The following is an 18,965-nucleotide window of genomic DNA, read 5'->3' as shown; positions in this document are numbered from 1 at the left end:
TTTCCAAATGGAAACAACAAATCTAAGGTTATGGTTCCATATTTATATGAATTTCCGTCAAAACACGAAATTCAGGGGTGAACGGGAAAAACCCTTTGGGTATATTTGTAGACACAGAATTAACAAAAGTTTAGAACCCCTTCACTTTTATATATGGGCACCAAGGGTTTTCTTTAACGTGTGCTAAACGCTTTCTTATGAAAAATATAGTTTTGATTTTGTTCTCGTTGTTGGTTTCGGGTTGGTCCTTGGCACAGGATAGCCGGCAACTGCTTAGGGGTAAGGTGTTGTACCGAAGCTCCAACGTGCCCAATGAGAACGTGATCAATTCCACCTCCGGGGAGGCCACCATAACCAATGATGATGGTGAATTTGCCATTGAGGTGAAGGCGGGCGACAAGATCGTGTTCACGGCGGTGAACTACCAATTGGAAGTAGTGACCATTACCCCAGAGATCCTACAGAACAACCGTTTGGTGGTAGAGGTGAACGAGAAGATAAGGGAACTGGACGAAGTAGTGGTGACCCCCGAGAACCAGGCCAAGTTCCTCGAAGTAAAGAACGAGGATTTCAAGGAATTCAACTACGAGATCGACCGGAACACCGAGGTAGTGAACGTGGCCGAATCCAGAACTGTGAGAGGTATGCAGGATGGACTCAATTTTGTGAACATTTTTAAGGCGCTCTTCAAATCCCGACAAGCGGAAGGGGGCGAAGAAAGGGAACCCCTTAAAGTCAGCGAAGTGCTACGCCATGTGTATGATGATGAGTTTTTTGTGACCGATCTTAAATTGCCGCAAGACAAGATAGATGCCTTTCTGTTGTATTGCGATGACAAGATACCTTCGCAGACCCTGCTCAAAAAGGAAAACGAATTTCAATTGATCGATTTTCTGGTGACCCAAAGCAAAGCGTATTTGGCAACCTTGGAGGAATGAGAAGTTTTTTAGCATGGCCAGCTTTCTTTTTGGTACTATATGCCAGTGCCCAGGATGGGGAAAGCAAAGTGCTTACCGGGAGGGTTACCAGTGACGATGAGGACGTTGTGGGCGTAGTGGTCCAGAACATCACCTCCGATGAGGCCGTAATCACCGATTTTGAAGGAAAGTTTGCCATCGATGTACAGGTGAACGACACTTTGGTGTTCTCTGCGGTCCAATTTGTAAAAAAAATGTTGCCGGTGACCGAGGTCCTCTACCATGCCAACTATATTGAAGTGCCCATGGTGGAGTTCGTGAACCAACTTAAGGAAGTGGTGGTAAGGCCCTACAACCTTTCCGGGGATCTGAACCAAGACCTTGGCAAGCTGAGCCTACAAAAAGATGTAAGTGCCGAGGCCTTGAATTTGCCCAATGCCCACCAAAGGATTCCTACCCAAAGTGAGCGCATGCTGGATCAGGCTACCATGGGGAAATTTAATATGGGCATGATCTTGAGCCCGCCGTTGGATCCCCTTATCAATGCCATCACCGGCCGGACCAAAATGTTGAAAAACCGGGTCAAGGTAGACAAGGCTTATGCCAGGACACAAAGGGTCCAGGATTTTTATGTGGATTCCCTTTTTGTGGCCACTTTAAAGATACCGATGGAAAAAATTGACGATTTCATGTACTTCTGCGAAGTGGACGAAGCCTTTCAGACTACGGTGGATACCCATGACAAGTTGAAGATTTGGGATTTTATGCTGGAGAAGAGCCGGGCATATCGAAAAAACAACCATTTGGATTGATGTTTTTGGCAAGCAAATTGCAGAAAAACAGGTAAAACTGTAACATTGTCCCTTCCAAAGGAGTCAAAAAGCAATATGATGAGAATGAAAAAAGCTAAACATATGCTGTTGCCGTTGGCAATGGTTCTTTTTCTGTCCTTCACCTCCGTTCACAAATTTTATGTCAGCGTTACCAATATGGTCTATTCTGAAGAAGATAAGGCCTTCCAGATCACGAGTAGGATCTTTATCGATGACCTGGACGATTTGATGGAGGAACGCTATGGTATCAAATCCCAGTTGGCAACCCCCGATGAGTCCAAACTGGCGGATGAATATCTGGAAAAATATTTCAGGGCCAAGTTTATGGTCGAAATCAACGGAAAGCCCGTAAAATATAACTTTTTGGGCAAGCGGTACGATACCGATGTGGCCATTTGTTACCTGGAAATCCCCAATATAAACCTGTCCGATGTAAAATCCGTTTCGGTGCAGAACGAGATCTTGACCGACCTGTTCGATGAACAACAGAACGTGGTGCACGTAAAATGGGCCGGACATAAGAAGAGTTTTGTGCTCATCAAAGGGAATAATAAAGGAATGTTAAACTTATGACACATTGTTAACAATTGGTTAAAATGCGTTATTTTTCACCGTTATAAAATCAAATAGAAAATGAACAAAGTCAAGTATTGCATTGCTTCTGTGTTGTTCCTGATAGGAGCAGTCGTAATGGCACAGGAAGAAGGCGACGTAAAAACCGAAAGGGAACCTGGACACTATAACCAAAGCAGGTTCAAACAATTGTACGAGGAGTTTGCAACTCCCAACACCTATCGCTCCGCTTCCGGGGCCCCGGGACCTGATTACTACCAACAACAGGCCGATTATGTGATCAATGTACAGTTGGATGACAAAAATGCCAAGATCAACGGTGAGGAAACCATCACCTATCACAATAATTCACCGGACGACCTAGAGTTTCTTTGGGTACAGTTGGATCAGAACGTCCGTGCCAAGGATTCCAAATCACCTTTGCGTGACGGAAATGGGGTGAACATCGCCTACACCGCAGGAACCTTTACTGAAACGTTCATTAGCGAGCCTTTTGATGGTGGTTTTAATATTGAATCGGTAAAGGATGCCAGTGGAAAGCCATTGTCCTACACGATCAACCAGACCATGATGCGAGTAAACATACCACAACCGCTGAAAAGTGGTGAGAAATTGTCTTTCTCCGTTAAATGGTGGTATAATATTCCCGACCATACCATCAACAGGGCAAGATCAGGATACGAATATTTTGAAAAAGATGGCAACCGTGCCTATGTGATTGCACAATTCTTCCCAAGAATGGCCGTTTACAGCGATGTGGAAGGATGGCAGAACCACCAATTCTGGGGAAGCGGCGAGTTTGCCCTTCCTTTCGGAAACTATGATGTGAGCATTACCGTTCCTGCCGACCATATTTTGGACGGTACAGGGGTATTGCAGAACAGGGAGGAAGTGTTCTCCAAAGAAATGATGAAGCGTTACAAGCAGGCCGTGAAATCTTACGACAAGCCCGTGATCATTGTGAACCAACAAGAAGCTGAAGCTGCCGAGAAAGGATTTGCCACGGATACCAAGACTTGGAAATTCAAGGCCACCAACGTAAGGGATTATGCTTTTGCCACTTCCCGTAAGTTTATCTGGGAAATGCAGGCGGTTAAGATCGGTAGCAAAGATGTTATGGCCGTATCGTTGTACCCCAAGGAAGGAAACCCACTTTGGGAAGAGTTGTCCACAAGGGCAGTGGTACAGACCTTGAAAACCTATTCGGAACATACTTTTGATTACCCATACCACAAGGCCATCTCGGTACATGCCAAGAACCAAGGTATGGAGTACCCTATGATCTGCTGGAACTACGGCCGTCCAAACGAAGATGGAACCTATTCCGACAGGACCAAATTTGGAATGATCAGTGTGATTATCCATGAGGTGGGACACAACTTCTTCCCGATGATCGTAAACTCGGATGAGCGTCAATGGGGATGGATGGATGAAGGTCTTGATACCTTTATGCAGTATTTAGCGGAGCAGGACTTTGGAAAAAACAACCCAAGTGTGATCGCACCAAACGAGAAATACCCATCACGTAGGGGTAACCCAGCGGACATTGTTCCTTACATGGGTGGGGATCAAAAATACATTTCTCCCATTATGTCCAACCCGGAAAACGTATACCAGTTGGGTCCAAATGCCTATGGTAAGCCAGCAACCGCCCTTAACATTTTAAGGGAAACCGTTATGGGCAAGGAACTTTTTGACCATGCATTTAAGACCTACGCCCAGCGTTGGATGTTCAAACACCCCACACCTGAGGATTTCTTCCGTACCATGGAAGATGCCTCTGCCGTGGATTTGGACTGGTTCTGGAGATCTTGGTTCTACACCACCGATTATGTGGATATAGGAGTGAAGGGTGTAAAAAAATACTACGTGTCCAGCAAGCCTACCAAGGAAATGGAAAAATATATGGCCGATAGGAACCTTACCGAGGCCGATCTTCCCCCATTGGTATATTTGGCCGAAGAGGACAGCGAGGATTTTATGCCCGAGTTGAAAGGAAAATCCCCAACGGAGACTTCCCAAAACCTTAAGGAGTTTATGATGGACAACATGACCGAGGCCGAAAGGTCTCAGGTGAAAGAGCCAAAATATTTCTATGAGATCACTTTTGACAAACCAGGAGGCATCCCCATGCCATTGATCGTAGAGTATACCTATGCCGATGGGACCAAGGAAAATGTGACCTATCCACCTGAGATTTGGAGAAAGAACGATGAAGAGGTGAAAAGGGTGATTTCCTCCCAAAAAGAATTGGTAGGGATTGTGGTAGATCCAAAATTGGAGACTGCTGATGTGGATACTACCAACAACTCTTGGCCTAAAAAAGAGGAAAAATCAGACTTTGATAAGTTCAAGGAGAACATCAAAGGAAAATAATCAAAAAAAGACTGTTAAAGAGCCTCGTGATTTCACGGGGCTTTTTTTATTTTGCTGATAAGTTCTGATTATATTTGTTGTATGCATTTTCTATTCATTAGCGGAGCGGAGATATTTTTCATCCTATTTATTGTGGTGATGGTGTTTGGGGCGGACAAGATACCTGGAATAGCCAAAGGCCTTGGCAAGGGTATGCGCCAGTTGAAGGACGCCACGGATGATATTAAGCGCGAGATCCAAAAAAGCGCGGATATCGACACGGACTTTACCAAAGAGATCCGCAAGGAACTCAATGAGGTAAAGAAAAATGTGGACGAGGTTACCGGCTCCATCAAAAGGGACATTAAGTAATACATGTGGGAGGATCTGCTCCAATGGGACAGGGATACATTTGTGTATCTCAACAGTTTGGGCATAGAACGGTATGATGGATTTTGGTCCATCGTGACCGATATTACCACTTGGATTCCCCTCTTTTTACTGTTTCTCTTCCTGCTGTTCCAAAAGTTTGACAGAAACGAAGCCCTCTATAAGTTTTTTACGATTATGGGATTGGTGATTTTTATTACTGCCATTACCCATTGGACCAAGATTTCCGTGGCACGCCTACGTCCCAACAACACGGAAGAAATCAATACGATCATCCGAATCTTAAAAAGCCCCACCGATTACAGTTTCTTTTCTGGCCATGCTTCCAGTTCGTTTTCCATAACCACCCTGGTGTTCCTATTTTTAAGGAAGCAGGTGAAATGGGCATTTCTGTTTTTTCTTTGGCCACTTTTGTTCTGCATGAGCCGCATTTACGTGGGGGTACATTTCCCCATCGATATTATAGTAGGGGCCATAGTCGGGATTTTATCCGGAATGTTATTCTACTGGTTGTATAACCGTTTTATAACACCCGGCTTAAGGTCAGCCCGTCCCTAATGGGCAAAAGAACGGTTTCGACCCTGGGGTCGTTTTTCAATTTTTCGTTGTAGGCGAGTAAAGCTTCGGTGGCCTTATCACCTTTTTGCAGCGGTTCCACCACTTTTCCGGACCATAGCACATTGTCGGACAAAATGATACTTCCGGGTTTCGTCTTGGTGATCACAGCTTCAAAATAGGCATCGTAGTTCACTTTCTGTGCATCGATAAAAACCAGGTCGAAAATCTTCTCCAAAGTGGGGATGATATACAACGCATCACCCATATGTTGGAAGATTTGGGAGCCAAAACCGCTCTTGTCAAAATAGGTGCGTTGCAATTGGTGCAGTTCCTCGTTCACTTCAATGGTGTGTAGTTCGCCATTTTTCTGAAGACCTTCCGCCAAACAAAGGGCGGAATAACCTGTGTACGTTCCTATTTCCAAAATGTATGCTGGGTTGATAATCTTGGAGAGCATGCTTAACACCCTTCCTTGAAAATGACCCGTGATCATACGGGGTTGTACCACCTTCAAATGGGTTTCCCGGGTCAGTTCCGTCAGCAACTGTGGTTCGGGTTCCGAGTGGTTGGCAATATAATTTTCCAATAGTGGTGATAGGAAATGCATGTACAAGTTTTCGCAAAAATATAGAAAAGAACTACATTGGAATATCAAATCAAGCAAGCTAAAGATGTCATCGACCGAAATATGCATACGCCGCGCCACCTTGGAAGACCTTCCCGTTCTATTAGACTTTGAGCAGGGCATCGTAAAGGCCGAACGACCCTTCGATGTGACCATTAGAGAGGGCAAAGTGAATTATTATGACCTAGAAAAAATGGTGCAGGACCCCAAATCCTGTGTGATTGTAGCGGTGGCGGATGGTAAGATCGTATCCTCTGGCTATGCCATTCCCAAACAGGCAAGGCATTACTTGGAACACGAGTTTTATGCCTATTTAGGGTTTATGTACACGGATGAAGATTATCGGGGACGTGGAATCAACGCACTGATTGTGGAAACCCTTAAAAAATGGTCACAAGAGCAAGGTTTCAAGGAAATACGGTTGACGGTATACAATGACAATGTGGGCGCCATCAAAGCGTATGAAAAAGTGGGTTTTAAAAAGCACATCATCGAAATGCGGTTGGAACAATAAATACCATCACAAATTGTATTTTTGGGGCAAACCTTAGCATATGACCTTTCAAAATACGCTTGAATTTGCACAACAACTGGATGCTGCCGATGCCCTTGCCCAATACCGGGATGAGTTTCATTATCCACAGATAAACGGAAAGGATGTTATCTATTTTACGGGTAATTCCCTCGGATTGCAGCCCAAGCGTACCCAACGGTTTGTGGATGAGGTGATGAAAGATTGGAGGGATTTGGCCGTAGAAGGTCATTTTTATGCCGATAAACCTTGGTGGGACTATCATGAGCGTTTGGCTGCCGGACTTGGCAAGGTGGTAGGCGCAAAGCCTAAGGAAATCTCTGTGATGAATACCTTGACGGTAAACCTTCATTTGTTGATGGTTTCCTTTTACCGGCCCACAGCAAAAAGATACAAGATTATTTGCGAGGAAAAGGCATTTCCCTCCGACCAGTATATGTTGCAGAGTCAGGTTCGGTTTCATGGTTTTGACCCGAAGGACGCCATTGTTGAAGTAAAAAAGAGGAACAGGGAACATGCTTGGCGCACAGAGGACATCATCCAAAAAATAAACGAGGTAGGTGATGAGCTCGCCTTGGTGTTGATGGGCGGTGTTAATTATTACAATGGACAGGTTTTGGATATGGAAACCATTACAAAAGCCGGCAAAGGGGTTGGAGCTTTTGTGGGATGGGATTTGGCCCATGCCGTGGGCAATGTGGAATTGTCCCTTCATGATTGGGACGTCGATTTTGCGGCTTGGTGCAGCTACAAATACATGAACAGCGGTCCAGGGAATGCATCCGGGATTTTTGTGCACGAAAAGCATTTGGGCAAGTCGGACATCCCTCGTTTTGAAGGTTGGTGGGGCACCAAAAAGGAGACCCGTTTTTTGATGAAACCTGAATTCGACCCCACGGAAACGGCAGATGCCTGGCAATTGAGCAATCCGCCCATACTTTCGTTGGCACCTTACTTGGCCTCGTTGGAACTGTTCGATGAGGTGGGAATGGATGCCCTGATCAAAAAACAGAAAACAATTGTGGCCTATCTGGAATTTATCCTTCATGATATCGATGCCCAAGTGGAGAGCACTTTTGAGATCATCACCCCAGGGGATAGGGGTTGCCAATTGTCTGTATTGTTACACGGCGAGGGGAGGTCATTGTTCGATTATTTGATGAAACAGGGAGTGATTACCGATTGGCGCGAACCCAATGTGATCCGTTTGGCCCCAGCACCTTTTTATTGTTCCTATGAGGATATGTACATGTTTGGCCAAATCTTGAGGGCAGGAATCCTTCAAAAATAACTGGTCAACAAAGTTGTGTTAATGCTCCTTTTTCACAGTCGCCTATGAGATCACTACGACTTATTCTTTCCAACCCACGTTATTTTGCCCCTGCATGGGTGTTCACCAGCTTGAATATTTGGTTTGGAACTTGGGCTATCTATATCCCTTCGGTAAAGGATAAATTGGATATCAACAAGGCAGATCTGGGAATTGCCCTGTTCTGTTTGTCATTAGGGGTGTTCACCATTTTTCCTATCGCGTCCAAGATTATTAATAAATTGGGGGTTGGAAAGGCCACTTGGACAGGGGTCTGCTGCAATTCGGTGGCGGCCCTGCTTCCTTTGATGGCTCCAAATTATTACACGTTGATGGCTAGCCTCTTTTTGATGGGAGCCTGCAATGGGCTTACCGACATCGCCATGAACACTCTCGTTACGGAGATTGAAAAGGAAGACAAACAGAATTTTATGTCGGCTGCCCACGGATTTTTCAGTCTGGGGGGTATTTTGGTCGGCTTTAGTAGTTTTTTGATTCCTATAATCGGCAACCCACCATTGCATATGGCCATTGTAGTAGTGTTGGTCTTGATCATCAATTTGATGTTAAGGAAGCATTATTATCACATTGTGGCTGCCCCAGTGGAAAAGGAACCTTTCAGTTTTAAACTGTTCAAGCCCTTGTTGTTATTGGGCATCATTGGATTTGTGTCTATGGGGAGCGAGGGTGCCATCATCGATTGGAGTGGATTGTATTTAAAGGAAGTTGCTTTGGCGCCCGAAGTACTTATCGGCTCTGGATTTTTGGCATTTTCGACCACCATGACCTTGGGTCGTTTTTTAGGTGACGGCATCAGTGCAAAGATTGGTTCCATTAAAATTGTTGCCCTCGGTGCCTTGATTGCTATTTTGGGATATGCCATGGTGCTCTCGCAACATACCGTCTTGGCCATTGCCGGTTTTGCTTTGTGTGGTCTGGGTTTTTCGGTCATGGTTCCCGAACTGTTCCGTATTGGTGGCAATGTGAAAGGCGTGGATTCTTCCCAAGGGGTTTCCTTTATTGCGGGAACGGGGTATTCTGGGTTTTTATTGGGCCCTGTGATCTTGGGATTTTTGGCTGAACGGGCCTCGTTGGTTTATAGTTTTGTTCTATTGATGAGCTGTGCCATCCTGGTTTTTGTGATTACCTTTTTCTTGGGGAGGAGGGGTAAATAATCAATCGTTCATTTAAATTTTGGCAACATTTTGATTTTGGACTGTTTTGATCATATACAATGTTTTCTGCCGACTATTTTATTGGTTAAGGCTTCGGTATGGATTCAATAATTAATTTTTACCCTTTTTTATCCAAATATGTAACAGTCATTTCCATCATGTGAGTAATCCATTTTTCAACGCCGGCATCCGCTGCTTGTTTACAAAATGTAGGATAATCCGTTTGGCCTTGTTGATGAATTGAAAGGGCGTGTTTGAGGCTATCCAATGAACTGATTTCATTTACTTTCATCTCAGGATATTTTGAATTTCCGTCAAGTGTAAAATCATCTGACCCATAATATTTTGTTCGTCCATCCGAAACAAAATTGTCATAGTGGGTTACTCCAATTTCTTTTAGGTCTTGTACGAACTGAGGAAAGTCAGCACCACTTTTAACTTTGGAAAATGCATTATGAATCTGATCTGTTGTAAACATGGATTTATTGCTATTTCAATCTTTAATGATTCTGTTTGTTCTGCTTGTGGGTGACCATTTTTGAAGGTAGTCTTACGGTTCTTTTAATTGCTCGATCAATTCCAATCTTTTTACAATAGAACCCTTTTCTAATATTGTTCCTGGGGATAAGACCCCATTGGCCCCAATTTTTGAACCGTCCCCTACCAAGGCCCCAAATTTTTCCGTTCCAGTGTCTATGACCTGATCTTTGAAAATTACCCGTATCTTTTTTTCAACACGTTCATTATAATGGTTGGCTGCGATGGAACCTCCTTCAAAATTCACATTTCTGCCAATCAGACTATTTCCAATATAGTTTAAGTGAGCTATGGCGGAACCCGAAAATATCATACTGCTCTTTATTTCCGAACTAGGGCCAATTTTTACCGAACTATCCAAAAAAACACCTTCCCTGAGATAGGCGTTTGTGCATATGTGGCATTTATCCATAATGATGGCAGGCCCTTTTATGGTTATTCCGTGTTCCAGAGTTGCCGACTTATGAATGGCTATTCCGTTTTCAATTTTGAAGTCCTCTCCAAGGTTTGGTATCATTTCTTCAATGATACTCTTGATGTTTGCCGTTATTTCCCATGGCAAACTAGAACCTTCCTTTTCAAGAAAAGAAGGGATGTTTGATATGAAATGTCCAATATTGATCACCGACCTTATGCTTTGGATGTTCTAAATGATTGCAAAATGTAAGCTACATCTTTATATCCCTAAAAAGGTATTTGATGATTACGCCTAAGTCTTACTCGGTCTTCACACTCAAACCCGTAAAGTAGAGATTGGTGCCACTATCCGGCCTGCTGCGCTGTTTGGCCAACTGTAGACCGCCCATGGTAGTATAGTCTTCCCATGTGGAGGACAGTGAAGGTTCAGGTTGGTTGGACTTTCTATAGGTCCATTCCCTGATGAGATGGTCATCCTTAAAATAAAAATCGTAGGCATCCCCTGGGGTATAGCCACCTTCATTTTTATACACAATGGTGAGCTTTTGCATCGTCTCGTTGCTTATCGGTGCCTTTGCTTCCGCAGTGTGCTCAAAGGTGTAGTTGTTGGCATCCCACATCAGGTTAAAGGGGGCCAATAGCCAATACCTATCATTGATGAACCCCGAATTGGTCTTATAGGCCACACTGTCCATGTCTGCCTTGTTGTAGGTCAATGTATCCGCTCCCGAACTAAAAGTAATCTCGTTCAATTTGGGTTTCCAGTCCCAATGCCTTTCAAAATGCATGGAATCCCGGTCCACGTTGAAAGTAAAGGTGATTTCCTCAACGTTTTTCCAATTTTGGTAACCATGGGCATCTGCAATCAGTTCGGGTACTGTTTTTTCAGGTTCGCGCTGTTCCTCCTCTGCTTTTTTGGGTTCCGTTTTGCAACTGGCCAAAATGAAAAGGGAGCATATTCCAACGAGGTAAAAGGTCTTCATATCTGGTTTTTAACCAAATATACCATGAAAATCTATGCGTTGGTATACCAGCTTTGGAAAATATTGTCTAAAAAAGAATAAGCTTTGTTCCTTGTTGGTCGACAGGAACTCAATAAATTGTTGTTCCCGATCAAAGAGGTATGGGGTGTGGCCAGAGGGACCATACTGCATACTAAGTAATGTATTGAAGGAATACCTAAACTTCCTTGGATTTTGATTATTTTTGATACTCACAACAAGTAAAAAATGAGTTCAAAAAAAGGAAAGGTTCAGGATTTGATCCAAGAAAAATTGCTCGAAGAGCGTAAAGTGTTTTTGTGGGGCATGGTAGATGACGATTCTGCCAAGCATGTCATAGACCGCTTGTTCTATCTGGATTCCCTGAACCATAAAGAGATTCAATTGATCATCAATAGTCCGGGAGGCTATGTTACCTCTGGCTTTGCGATTTACGATACCATTAAACAGATCAAGAGTCCGGTTTCCACGGTCTGTTCAGGTTTGGCAGCTTCCATGGGTTCCATCCTGTTGTCTGTAGGGGAGAAGGGGAGAAGGTTCATCCAACCCCACGCTAGGGTTATGATTCACCAGCCCAGTGGCGGTGCCAGGGGGCAGGCTTCCAATATTGAGATCCAAGCCAAGGAAATTATCAAGACCAAGGAACTAGGTGCCCAAATTTTGGCGGATAACTGTGGTCAATCCTTTGAAAAGGTTATGAAAGATTTTGATCGTGACTATTGGATGGGTGCTGAAGAATCTGTGGAGTACGGTATTGTAGACGGTATTATACAATAAATAGGATTATCCTAAAAAGGGAAAAAGTCCTTCGCAAGTTTTTGTGAAGGACTTTTTACATATATATGGACGCCGAAGCGGAATATTTATACTATATACGGCAAGATTCGGGCCCAAGGTTTACCATAGCCTGTTAAAAAATCTTAAAATCCCCGGTTTTTTTTAAAAACCATTGTAACATGAATATAATTTGGTCATACCAACGGTACTTCGACAAAAGTTAAATTTCCGTACTTTTGACGCTTAACTGGAATTGGTTGCAAAAGACATTTATGGCGCAGACTCCCAAAAATATAGCCATCATCGGTTCAGGATTGGTGGGCTCCCTATTGGCAATTTATCTTAGAAAATTAGGACATTCCGTTACGGTTTTTGACCGTCGACCGGATATCAGGACGATTAAATTTTCAGGCCGATCCATCAATTTGGCCATGAGCAACAGGGGATGGCGCTCCTTACAAAAAGTTGGATTGGAGGGTAAGATAAAGGAGATTGGCATTCCATTGGACAAACGGGCCATGCACGTGAACGACAAACCCGTCTATTTTCAAAAGTACGGTAAGGAAGGAGAAGCGATTTGGTCCATTTCCCGTGGGATCTTGAACAAACGGATGATCGATCTGGCAGAAGCAGAGGGCACCGAATTTCGATTCAATGAAAAGGTTTGGGATGTTGATCTTCCAGAAGCAAAGATTTATACTGGGGAAACAGAGAAAAGCGAGTGGAAGGAATACCAATACGATATCATTTTTGGTTGTGACGGGGCTTTTTCCAGGGTGAGGCACAAAATGCAACGTCGCAGTAGGTTCGATTACTCCCAAGATTTCATCGATGTGGGCTATAAGGAATTGACCATTCCTGCCAATGAGGACGGCACCCATAAATTGGACAAAAATTCCTTTCATATATGGCCTAGGGGGGCATTTATGCTCATCGCGATGCCCAATATTGATGGAAGTTTTACCTGTACCCTTTTCTTGCCTTTTGAAGGCAATGTATCGTTTGAGAGTATCAAGACCGAAGAAGATGCCCGAGCCTTTTTCAAGGAATACTTCCCCAATGTTCGCAAGGAGATTGAAAATTTGACCAAGGATTTTTTCCAGAACCCAACGAGTGCCATGGTGACCATGAAATGCTACCCATGGACATATTGGAACAAGGTGGCTTTGGTGGGCGATTCTGCCCATGCCATTGTCCCGTTTTATGGACAGGGAATGAATGCGGGTTTTGAGGATATTTATGTATTGCAGGAACTAATGGAGAAGTACGGTGATGATTGGGAGTCCATATTCTCGGAGTACCAAAAACAGCGTAAACCCAATGCGGATGCCATTGCGGAGTTGAGTTATCGAAACTTTGTGGAAATGAGCAGTAAAACGGCAGACCCCAAATTCTTACTGCAAAAGAAAATTGAAAAACATTTTGCTGCCAAACATCCCGAAAAATGGATTCCTGTATACAGCAGGGTCACGTTTTCGGATAGGCCTTATGCCGAAGCATTGGCCATTGGTGATCAACAGGAGAAGATCATGAAGGAAGTCATGAAACTTCCCAATATCGATGATAAATGGGATTCCAAAGAAGTGGAGGATAAGATTTTAAGATTGTTGAAGGATAGTAAGTAACTTGTCAATTCGAGTGATTTTTAGATTGTAATGATAAAAATTGTATCGAGAATTGGGCTAGTACCACTTTCTATTTAGTTCTCGATACTTTTCCGTTGGAAAAACTCGAACTGACATTCTGATTATAAATTTCTTCTGGTACATAAACATAAAAGCCACCTAAAGGGTGGCTTTTTTAATTTCATTTGGAGCAAATTAGATTTTGGAAAAAAGCTCTTGCATTTTGTCATTTTCTTCCTCGGCCAACAATGGGTCTACCAAAATACGGCCACTGTGCTCATCGGTAATGATTTTTTTGCGGGAAGCGATCTCTACCTGAACCTGTGGTGGAATGGTAAAGAATGAACCACCGGAAGCGCCACGCTCCACAGGAACAACGGCCAAACCGTTCTTCACATTGGTGCGGATCCTTTTGTAGGCTTGGATCAATCGATCTTCGATTTTTTCCTCAAATTCCTCGGATTTTTTCAAAAGGGCTTTTTCCTCTTTTTCAGTTTCCGCAAGAATAGCATCCAATTCCCCTTTTTTGTGCTTTAGGTGACCTTCGCGCTCGGTCAATTTTTCCTTTGTCTGGGTGATGACCTCTTTTTTCTGCTCGATTTGGGCCTTGAACTCTTTGATGTTCTTTTCGGCCAATTGAATTTCAAGCTCTTGGAACTCAACTTCCTTGGTCAAGGAGTTGAACTCACGGCTGTTCCTTACATTTTTTTGCTGCTCAGCATATTTTTTGATGAGTGCCTTGGACTCGTCGATAAGGTTTTTCTTGGCAGCGATTTCAAAATTGACGGTCTCAACGTCCGTTTTCAATTTGTCCAACCTGGTTTTTAGACCAAGTACCTCGTCTTCCAAGTCCTGTACCTCCAAAGGTAGCTCACCTCTAACGTTGCGGATTTCATCCACCCTGGAATCGATAAGCTGTAAATCGTACAAAGCTCTCAGTTTTTCTTCCACGGTGCTTTCTTTCTTGTTCGCCATATATGTTTATAAATACTTGATGGGATTCGTTATACTCTCCGATAAAGAGACTGCAAAATTAGGAATTTTTTTTGTAAGATGATCAACCAATAAATCTTTTGTAAACTGCTCAGTTTCAAAGTGCCCGATATCGGCGATTACCAATTCGTTTTCGGCTTCGTAAAACTGGTGGTATTTAATGTCCGATGTGATGAAAACATCCGCTTTTGCCCTTTTGGCCGCGGCAATGGCAAAAGCCCCGCTTCCACCTAAGACAGCTACTTTTTTCACCTTTTTTTCCAACAGTTGGGAATGCCGTACCACACAGGCGTTCATTTTGGACTTGACCTGTAAAAGAAAATCCTCTTCATCCATTTCGGTTTCCAAAGTGCCGATCATGCCCATTCCGATATCTTGATTGGTGTTTTCCAGGGTCACCACTTCATAGGCCACTTCTTCATAGGGATGGACCTTGAAAAGTGCTTCCAATACTTTTTTTTCCTTTTCAAACGAATAGATGACATTGATCTGAGTCTCCTTTTCAAAATGGATTTCCCCAATTTTTCCAACAGATGGATTGGCCAAGTCGCCCGCCATAAAACTTCCGACTCCATCCAGGCTATAGCTACAATTACTGTATTTGCCAATTTCCCCGGCACCTGCAGCAAAAAGGGCCGATTTTACTTTTTCTGTTTCTGCTACTGGGGCATAGGTGACCAACTTTTTAATAACTCCTTTTTTTGGGATAAGGATTTCGGGATTTTTTAGGCCCAAAACTTCACAGATCTTGGCATTGACTCCCATTTTGCTATTGTCCAAGGCCGTGTGCATGCTATAGATGGCAATGTTGTGGGCTATGGCTTTTAGGACAACACGTTCCACATAAGTGCTCCCAGTAATCCTTTTTAACCCTTTAAAAATGATGGGGTGAAAGCTGATGATCAGATTACACTTTTTTTCGATGGCCTCGTCCATCACGTTCTCCAAAGTATCCAGTGTGACCAGGGCACCTGTTACGGCCATATTTGGGTTGCCGACCAATAATCCTACGTTGTCAAATTCTTCGGCATGTGCCAAAGGGGCCAATTCTTCCAATATTTTTGTAATGTCCTTTACCGTCATTCTTAAATTGTTAAGTGGGCTAAAGATAAAATATTATATTTTCGTCCCATGTTGCAAATCCTTCGCAAAATAGCGTTTCCCTTTTCTTTGATCTATGGAATGGTTGTTTACCTGCGTAATTTGATGTACGACAAGGGTTTATTGACTTCTGTTTCATATGAAACTCCGACGATATGCGTGGGAAACCTTAGTGTTGGAGGAACAGGTAAGACCCCTATGACGGAATATTTGTTGCGTATGCTGGAGCATCATAGGGTAGCGGTTTTGAGTCGCGGTTATAAGAGAAAGTCGAAGGGGTTTGTTTTGGCCATGTCCCAAAGTAATGTCTTGGACCTAGGGGATGAACCGTACCAATTGCACCGTAAATTTCCAAGTGTTTCGGTTGCGGTAGATGCCGATAGACGGAATGGTATGGAGCAGTTGGAGCAATACGTGAAGCCTGAAGTAATTGTTCTGGACGATGCTTTTCAGCATAGACGGGTAAAACCAACATTTTCACTGTTACTGACAGCCTATGATCACTTATATGCGGGGGATTGGTATCTGCCCACTGGCAATCTGCGAGATGCCAAAAAGGAGGCCCATCGGGCTGATGTGATTATCGTGACCAAATGTCCGGTTGGACTGACACTATCAGATCGAAAAGCTGTGATGGCCAAGCTAAAACCAAAATCCCATCAAAAGGTATTGTTTGCCAGTTTAAGGTATGCCGATGAGGTCACAGACGGAAAAGGCAACCATATGCTGCTTCAAGCCTTGCAAGATAAAGATGTGGCATTGGTGACCGGAATTGCCTCGCCGGAACCTTTGTTGCGCCATTTGACCACCATGGGCATTAAAGTGCTACATTATGAATTTGGGGACCATCATGATTTTACCGAAAAAGATATCCAAAAATTCTCCGGACATGATTTGGTACTGACGACCGAAAAGGATTTTGTTCGTTTGGAAGGAAAAGTGCAACACCTGTTTTATTTGGAAGTATCCCATTATTTTACTCCTGAAGACCATACCGAATTGGAAAAATCAATCAAGGGACTACTGCACTAAACGGAGCCTTGTATTTTGCTCTTGAAAATATTTTCCCCTATTTTTTGGTAAAAGACCTCTGGTTTAAAAGGTTTGGTAACCACGTCATTACAACCAGCGGCATAGAAACTGTCCAAACTATCGTCCAATGAAATTGCGGTAAGTGCAATGATCGGGATGTCTTCATCGAACTTGCGAATTTGTCTGGTGGCCTCTTCACCACTGATTCCTGGCATGTGGATATCCATTAAAATGGCATCGTAGGTATTGGATTTGGCCAAATCGATGGCCTCATTGCCATTGTTGGCGATATCGCAGGTAATTTCTTTTTTGGTGAGCATTTTCTTGGTGATCACCTGATTGATTTTGTTATCTTCCACGACCAAAAGATGCAATCCCTTAAACTGGAACGTTTCGGGGTCCAATTGGCATGCTACTTCATCCAAAGCCTTGGTGTCGCATTTGAGGTCCATTTCAAAATAGAAGGAACTGCCATGACCAAGATCACTTTCCAATTGAATAGTGCTTCCAAACAGTCCCAAAAGGCTTTTCACAATGGTCAGACCAAGACCAGTACCGCCATATTCCCGATTGATTTGGATAGACCCTTGCTCGAAACTGTCAAAAATATGCTTTTGCTGGTCCTCGGAGATGCCGATACCGTTGTCCCTAACCTCAAAATACAGTTTTACCTCATCTTCCTCCTTTTTCAGCAATTTGGCGATGACCTCAACCTTTCCATTTTTGGTGAACTTCAGGGCATTGCCTACAAGGTTCATAAAAATTTGGGAAAGCTTTATAGGATCTCCAAGCAGCTGTTGCGGAATATTCGGGTCGTAATCGAGGATAAGTTTGGTCTTGTTTTCGTTGGCGTTCTGTTGTAGGGAATCCACAACATCGTTCAGAACCTTATGCAATTTGAACTCAATACTCAAGGGCTCCAGCTTCTCAGCATCGATTTTATTGATCTGTAATATGTCGTTGATAAAGTTCAGAAGATATTCCCCGGAAAATTTCAGCGATTTCAGATGTTCTTTTTGGTGTTCAGATGGATTTTCCTCCAAAAGCAAGTGGGTGAGCCCCGTTACGGCATACAGTGGCGTTCTAAGCTCATGGGTTACTGTGGACAAGAAGTTGGTCTTGGCTTCCATGGCCGATACTGCGGCATCCCTGGCCAACTCCAATTCCTTGTTCTTGGTATACAACAGGTCGTTGGTCTTGAGCTTGATCTGGTTGTTCCTGAAAAGTGAAACAGCCAGTAAGGAAATAATGGTCAAAAAAGCTGAAGTCAATATCGCTGTGATTTCCGAGCGGTTTTTCGATTCGCTCAATTCTTCAATTTTGGCCTGTTGTTTGTTCAATTCGTTGGACATGTGCTCAAAACGGGTGTCATCTGCAGTATTTGCTTCCAACTTAGCCTTTTCAATATTGAAAATGGAATCTTTGATTTTGGCAAGTCCTTTATTGAAAATTAGGGCTTCCTTGTAATCCCCGGTTTTTTCATAGATATCCGACAATTCTTCATTGGCATTTTTTACCTCTTTGGCAAAACCGTGTTTTTCAGAAAGTTCCAATGCTGCTTTGGAGTGGATAATGCCTTCTTCGTAATCGTTCAATTTTACGCTTATTTTAGCCAATTGCAGATTCGCCTTGGCGGCCAAATAGGCCCTTTCCTTGTCGTCTGAATTTACAATGAGTGCATGCAGGTTCTTTATGGCATCATCATACTTTTCTATATTGGTGAAAATGTATGCCTCCAGTAAGAGGATATTGTTGCTGAGATTCCTATTGTTGCTGAGCTTTCGGGATTCTTCCAATAGTTTCAGGGCTTGGAAATTGTTCCCCTCATCATACCTCAGGGCTGCTTCCAGATACAATTGAAAGGCCTGGCCATAGGAATAGGACATGTCCCTCAGATAAATACTCGCCCTGTCCCAATAACGAAGAGCAGTTTCATGATCTCCTTCTTCCAAAAAGATACGGGCATATTGGTGATAGGTGTCCAACAACAACTTGGTGTCCTCGTTGCTCTCCGCAATATTAGCGGCCTCATCGAGTGTTTCCATGGCCTTGTCCACCTTGTTCTCATGCCGGTACTTCATAAATTGGTCGAAAATGGCCTGTACCTTGGCGGTCGAGCTTGCATCGTTTTGGGCAAAAGAAAGCTGGGTGCATAGAAAAATGCACAGTAGAAGCAGCGTTTTTACGCCTATCCTTTTGTGTATCAAGTGCAAGA

19 protein-coding genes are annotated in these 18,965 nt (G+C 43.5%); 12 read left to right on the top strand and 7 right to left on the bottom strand.

Features of this window, described 5'->3' with window-relative positions:
* Positions 1-197: 197 nt before the first annotated feature.
* The 6 genes from D2V05_RS01405 (at position 198) to D2V05_RS01380 (ending at position 5,626) form a co-directional block, all read left to right on the top strand.
* Positions 198-938, top strand: a complete 741-nt coding sequence (locus tag D2V05_RS01405) for a carboxypeptidase-like regulatory domain-containing protein (protein ID WP_119645819.1) — start codon at positions 198-200, stop codon at positions 936-938.
* Positions 935-1,729 carry a hypothetical protein gene (locus tag D2V05_RS01400; protein WP_119645818.1) on the top strand — a complete coding sequence of 265 codons (795 nt, stop codon included), beginning with the start codon at positions 935-937 and terminating at the stop codon, positions 1,727-1,729. Before D2V05_RS01405 ends, D2V05_RS01400 begins: the two co-directional genes overlap by 4 nt.
* Positions 1,730-1,813: 84 nt before the next feature.
* On the top strand, positions 1,814-2,323 hold the full coding sequence (locus D2V05_RS01395) for a DUF6702 family protein (RefSeq protein ID WP_313786741.1): 510 nt from the start codon (positions 1,814-1,816) through the stop codon (positions 2,321-2,323).
* A gap of 60 nt (positions 2,324-2,383) precedes the next feature.
* Positions 2,384-4,699: a M1 family metallopeptidase gene (locus D2V05_RS01390; RefSeq protein WP_119645816.1), complete on the top strand. Its 2,316-nt coding sequence runs from the start codon at positions 2,384-2,386 to the stop codon at positions 4,697-4,699.
* A gap of 81 nt (positions 4,700-4,780) precedes the next feature.
* A complete protein-coding gene (locus tag D2V05_RS01385; RefSeq protein WP_119641969.1) occupies positions 4,781-5,050 on the top strand; it encodes a Sec-independent protein translocase subunit TatA/TatB in 270 nt (89 codons plus the stop codon).
* A gap of 3 nt (positions 5,051-5,053) precedes the next feature.
* The gene (locus tag D2V05_RS01380; protein WP_119645815.1) at positions 5,054-5,626 is read left to right on the top strand and encodes a phosphatase PAP2 family protein; all 573 of its coding nucleotides are present in this window, start codon (positions 5,054-5,056) and stop codon (positions 5,624-5,626) included.
* Here the strand turns inward: D2V05_RS01380 and D2V05_RS01375 are convergent.
* Complete coding sequence (locus tag D2V05_RS01375) at positions 5,592-6,233, bottom strand: O-methyltransferase (protein WP_119645814.1); 642 nt, start codon at positions 6,231-6,233, stop codon at positions 5,592-5,594. The genes D2V05_RS01380 and D2V05_RS01375 overlap by 35 nt on opposite strands.
* A gap of 64 nt (positions 6,234-6,297) precedes the next feature.
* Between D2V05_RS01375 and D2V05_RS01370 the strand changes: the two genes are divergently transcribed.
* The 3 genes from D2V05_RS01370 to D2V05_RS01360 are packed head-to-tail and all read left to right on the top strand — an operon-like array spanning position 6,298 to position 9,267.
* On the top strand, positions 6,298-6,765 hold the full coding sequence (locus tag D2V05_RS01370) for a GNAT family N-acetyltransferase (RefSeq protein WP_119645882.1): 468 nt from the start codon (positions 6,298-6,300) through the stop codon (positions 6,763-6,765).
* Between the two features lie 40 nt (positions 6,766-6,805).
* On the top strand, positions 6,806-8,074 hold the full coding sequence (gene kynU / locus D2V05_RS01365) for a kynureninase (protein WP_119645813.1): 1,269 nt from the start codon (positions 6,806-6,808) through the stop codon (positions 8,072-8,074).
* A gap of 44 nt (positions 8,075-8,118) precedes the next feature.
* Positions 8,119-9,267 (top strand): MFS transporter, encoded by a 1,149-nt coding sequence (locus D2V05_RS01360; RefSeq protein ID WP_119645812.1) that lies wholly within the window; start codon positions 8,119-8,121, stop codon positions 9,265-9,267.
* 118 nt (positions 9,268-9,385) lie between these two features.
* Here D2V05_RS01360 and D2V05_RS01355 read toward each other — a convergent pair whose 3' ends face one another.
* From D2V05_RS01355 to D2V05_RS01345, 3 genes are all read right to left on the bottom strand, one after another.
* The gene (locus D2V05_RS01355) at positions 9,386-9,745 is read right to left on the bottom strand and encodes a DUF1398 domain-containing protein (RefSeq protein WP_119645811.1); all 360 of its coding nucleotides are present in this window, start codon (positions 9,743-9,745) and stop codon (positions 9,386-9,388) included.
* A 72-nt stretch (positions 9,746-9,817) separates the two neighbouring features.
* Positions 9,818-10,429 (bottom strand): LbetaH domain-containing protein, encoded by a 612-nt coding sequence (locus D2V05_RS01350; RefSeq protein WP_119645810.1) that lies wholly within the window; start codon positions 10,427-10,429, stop codon positions 9,818-9,820.
* A 91-nt stretch (positions 10,430-10,520) separates the two neighbouring features.
* Entirely contained in the window at positions 10,521-11,204 is a 684-nt protein-coding gene (locus D2V05_RS01345; RefSeq protein WP_119645809.1) for a hypothetical protein, read from the bottom strand.
* A gap of 246 nt (positions 11,205-11,450) precedes the next feature.
* On the opposite strand from D2V05_RS01345, the gene D2V05_RS01340 reads away from it, so the two are divergent.
* On the top strand, positions 11,451-11,999 hold the full coding sequence (locus D2V05_RS01340) for a ClpP family protease (RefSeq protein ID WP_119645808.1): 549 nt from the start codon (positions 11,451-11,453) through the stop codon (positions 11,997-11,999).
* A 272-nt stretch (positions 12,000-12,271) separates the two neighbouring features.
* Positions 12,272-13,624, top strand: a complete 1,353-nt coding sequence (locus D2V05_RS01335; protein WP_119645807.1) for an FAD-dependent oxidoreductase — start codon at positions 12,272-12,274, stop codon at positions 13,622-13,624.
* Positions 13,625-13,819: 195 nt separating this feature from the next.
* Here D2V05_RS01335 and D2V05_RS01330 read toward each other — a convergent pair whose 3' ends face one another.
* Complete coding sequence (locus D2V05_RS01330) at positions 13,820-14,599, bottom strand: zinc ribbon domain-containing protein (protein ID WP_119641984.1); 780 nt, start codon at positions 14,597-14,599, stop codon at positions 13,820-13,822.
* A gap of 6 nt (positions 14,600-14,605) precedes the next feature.
* Positions 14,606-15,700, bottom strand: a complete 1,095-nt coding sequence (locus D2V05_RS01325; RefSeq protein ID WP_119645806.1) for a Nif3-like dinuclear metal center hexameric protein — start codon at positions 15,698-15,700, stop codon at positions 14,606-14,608.
* A 48-nt stretch (positions 15,701-15,748) separates the two neighbouring features.
* Here D2V05_RS01325 and lpxK point away from each other — a divergent pair, with 48 nt between their 5' ends.
* Positions 15,749-16,750 (top strand): tetraacyldisaccharide 4'-kinase, encoded by a 1,002-nt coding sequence (lpxK, locus tag D2V05_RS01320; RefSeq protein WP_119645805.1) that lies wholly within the window; start codon positions 15,749-15,751, stop codon positions 16,748-16,750.
* Here lpxK and D2V05_RS01315 read toward each other — a convergent pair.
* Positions 16,747-18,963, bottom strand: a complete 2,217-nt coding sequence (locus D2V05_RS01315; RefSeq protein WP_313786740.1) for a tetratricopeptide repeat-containing hybrid sensor histidine kinase/response regulator — start codon at positions 18,961-18,963, stop codon at positions 16,747-16,749. The two genes, lpxK and D2V05_RS01315, sit on opposite strands and share 4 nt — an antisense overlap.
* Between the last annotated feature and the right edge of the window lie 2 nt (positions 18,964-18,965).

Source organism: Flagellimonas pelagia (assembly GCF_003584135.1).
In the GTDB taxonomy this organism is placed as follows: Bacteria; Bacteroidota; Bacteroidia; order Flavobacteriales; family Flavobacteriaceae; genus Flagellimonas; species Flagellimonas pelagia.
The sequence above is the reverse complement of the archived record's forward strand: the minus strand, read 5'-3'. Positions and strand labels throughout refer to the sequence as shown.

Excerpts from the sequence above, each read along its gene's own strand:
- D2V05_RS01405 (WP_119645819.1), top strand. The coding sequence starts at position 198 with ATGAAAAATATAGTTTTGATTTTGTTCTCGTTGTTGGTTTCGGGTTGG.
- D2V05_RS01400 (WP_119645818.1), top strand. The coding sequence starts at position 935 with ATGAGAAGTTTTTTAGCATGGCCAGCTTTCTTTTTGGTACTATATGCC.
- D2V05_RS01395 (WP_313786741.1), top strand. The coding sequence starts at position 1,814 with ATGAAAAAAGCTAAACATATGCTGTTGCCGTTGGCAATGGTTCTTTTT.
- D2V05_RS01390 (WP_119645816.1), top strand. The coding sequence starts at position 2,384 with ATGAACAAAGTCAAGTATTGCATTGCTTCTGTGTTGTTCCTGATAGGA.
- D2V05_RS01385 (WP_119641969.1), top strand. The coding sequence starts at position 4,781 with ATGCATTTTCTATTCATTAGCGGAGCGGAGATATTTTTCATCCTATTT.
- D2V05_RS01380 (WP_119645815.1), top strand. The coding sequence starts at position 5,054 with ATGTGGGAGGATCTGCTCCAATGGGACAGGGATACATTTGTGTATCTC.
- D2V05_RS01375 (WP_119645814.1), bottom strand. The coding sequence starts at position 6,233 with ATGCATTTCCTATCACCACTATTGGAAAATTATATTGCCAACCACTCG.
- D2V05_RS01370 (WP_119645882.1), top strand. The coding sequence starts at position 6,298 with ATGTCATCGACCGAAATATGCATACGCCGCGCCACCTTGGAAGACCTT.
- kynU (WP_119645813.1), top strand. The coding sequence starts at position 6,806 with ATGACCTTTCAAAATACGCTTGAATTTGCACAACAACTGGATGCTGCC.
- D2V05_RS01360 (WP_119645812.1), top strand. The coding sequence starts at position 8,119 with ATGAGATCACTACGACTTATTCTTTCCAACCCACGTTATTTTGCCCCT.
- D2V05_RS01355 (WP_119645811.1), bottom strand. The coding sequence starts at position 9,745 with ATGTTTACAACAGATCAGATTCATAATGCATTTTCCAAAGTTAAAAGT.
- D2V05_RS01345 (WP_119645809.1), bottom strand. The coding sequence starts at position 11,204 with ATGAAGACCTTTTACCTCGTTGGAATATGCTCCCTTTTCATTTTGGCC.
- D2V05_RS01340 (WP_119645808.1), top strand. The coding sequence starts at position 11,451 with ATGAGTTCAAAAAAAGGAAAGGTTCAGGATTTGATCCAAGAAAAATTG.
- D2V05_RS01335 (WP_119645807.1), top strand. The coding sequence starts at position 12,272 with ATGGCGCAGACTCCCAAAAATATAGCCATCATCGGTTCAGGATTGGTG.
- D2V05_RS01330 (WP_119641984.1), bottom strand. The coding sequence starts at position 14,599 with ATGGCGAACAAGAAAGAAAGCACCGTGGAAGAAAAACTGAGAGCTTTG.
- D2V05_RS01325 (WP_119645806.1), bottom strand. The coding sequence starts at position 15,700 with ATGACGGTAAAGGACATTACAAAAATATTGGAAGAATTGGCCCCTTTG.
- lpxK (WP_119645805.1), top strand. The coding sequence starts at position 15,749 with ATGTTGCAAATCCTTCGCAAAATAGCGTTTCCCTTTTCTTTGATCTAT.